Annotated in this window: 1 protein-coding gene and 2 pseudogenes; all 3 read left to right on the top strand. The window is 40.0% G+C overall.

Translation table 11 applies throughout. The features are described 5' to 3' along the window. Positions 1–34 precede the first annotated feature (34 nt). Positions 35–1,168, top strand: a pseudogene (locus WCP75_RS04965) (DUF1376 domain-containing protein). Continuing rightward, a complete protein-coding gene (locus WCP75_RS04960) occupies positions 1,152–1,538 on the top strand; it encodes a hypothetical protein (RefSeq protein WP_336277131.1) in 387 nt (128 codons plus the stop codon). The pseudogene WCP75_RS04965 and the gene WCP75_RS04960 overlap by 17 nt, the downstream one beginning before the upstream one ends. A 179-nt stretch (positions 1,539–1,717) precedes the next feature. Next, a pseudogene (locus tag WCP75_RS04955) lies at positions 1,718–1,912 on the top strand (hypothetical protein); the annotation flags it as partial.

Genomic DNA, 1,912 nt, shown 5'->3' with positions numbered 1-1,912 from the left:
ATTTTACATTTAATTAAAGGGAGGGAAATCGGACATGTCAACTAAGTTGTCTTGGACGAGACTTAACGCAGGCGAATGGATGAATGAGGTCTCTTGTTTATCTCCAGAAGAGAAATGTATCTATGTGATGCTGCGGTTTCAAATGCTTTATACTGGTGAACCTCTTTTGAATGACTTAAAGGCATTAGCTCTTTACGTTGGTTATCCAGTGAAAACATTTATCAAAGCTTTAGAGTTTTTATTACTTAAGAAGAAGCTTATTCGTTTAGAAGATAACCGTTTATGGAATTTAGATGTTGAAGCGGAATTAAACGATAGCAAAGAAAAATCAGAAGCAGCATCAAAAGCAGCTAATTCTAGATGGCATAAAACAAAAGGTAAAAATGACGATAAAAATGAAAGCGCATATGCGGATTGCATGCAGAGCGCATGCGATGCGCATAGTGTTGCGCAATGCGACCGCAATGCCATTAACATTAACAATAACATATACAATAAAAAAACTAATACTATCGTATTAGCAAAAAAAGAAATTGGTTCTGAAAATTTAGAAACAACCGATTTGGTTGAAGAGCCAATCGAGGATGATGCTCTCAAAAGCCAATCAGAACAAATCGAAACATCATCAGAAAACCAACCACCCATTCACGAGCAAGAAAGCGTTCCTAAGAAAGCGAAACGAACGAAAGCTAATCGGGGCTGTCGTATTCCTGCTGATTTTGAACCGGATTACGATTTTGCGCTTGCAGAGGGTTTGCCACTAGAGCGTGTGAAAGTCGAAATGGCAAAATTTCAAGATTACCGGCGTTCAAAAGCCGGAGCAAATGCAACCAAAATCGATTGGCAAGCAACATGGCGTAACTGGGTAAGAAATTCAAAAAAATACGCAATTAACGACAATGGTGGAAACAGTGGTGGAAACAATGGAAACTTTTCAAAAGATCAAAGAATTCGTGGTGGTACCGGAGAGACAATCCGTAACCTTATCCGTAAAGCAGGATTTAGCGACCCCACTTAAAAATATTGCACAACAGATGGTGCAATGCGTCACAAGGGAGTATCCATGGAGCTTGATCAATGGCATGAAATTAACACCAGCACTAGAGGAACAAGCTTTTGCAACTTATCAGACAGTTCAAAACTTACTTGCCTTGAAAGCGTCTGTTGAAGACATTGCAGAGGCTCTTGATGTGCTTGAAGGTGGTTTGACAATGCAAAAAGTTTCGAATGCAGAGGCACGTGCAAAGGCTTATATCGTTGCTCTTAATGGCATTTCGTTATGGGCTTTGTTGCAGGCTGTTAAAAATCTTATACGTGGAGAAGCCAAAGGCATGTCAACGACGTTTGTTCCTTCATGTGCTGATCTTGCACAGTATTGTCGTGATTTGGAAAGCAGTCTTCTTGGAGTTGCTGAGAAAGTTTTTATCGCTGTTGAAAATACACGCAACAAGGCATTGGGTGGTAAACGCATTTTATTCACGAGAATAGGCAAGCCTAGCGAAGAGCGTCACAACGATGATCGTTCAAACGCGGCTTAAAGACAGCAAAATAGTGAAAAGTGCCGATCGTTTTGAGATTAGATATGCGTTAAACAGCTAAAAAGGCACCCTACAGAGCGATTTAGGGATTTTATGATAGAAACCACATCCGCAACACAAAACGCTCTGTACGATCAAATTTGAGGCAAATAAGGCCATTGATGAAATTGGATTAAGAGATGCGAATTTTAAAACATTTGATCCTTAAAGAACGGAAACAGCCGGCACAAAAAAAGTTTGTTGCAACAGCTGTTGGTCATGCACCTTGGGGGCTTGGATGTGCTGAATATTTTTATAACCTTTATGAACATGAAGATGGCACCAGAGAGTATGAAGAGTTTGATGGTTGCCAGTATCGTGACATGCCTAATAAT

This window comes from Bartonella numerosa, assembly GCF_037070845.1.
Taxonomy (GTDB): domain Bacteria; phylum Pseudomonadota; class Alphaproteobacteria; order Rhizobiales; family Rhizobiaceae; genus Bartonella.
The sequence above is the reverse complement of the archived record's forward strand: the minus strand, read 5'-3'. Positions and strand labels throughout refer to the sequence as shown.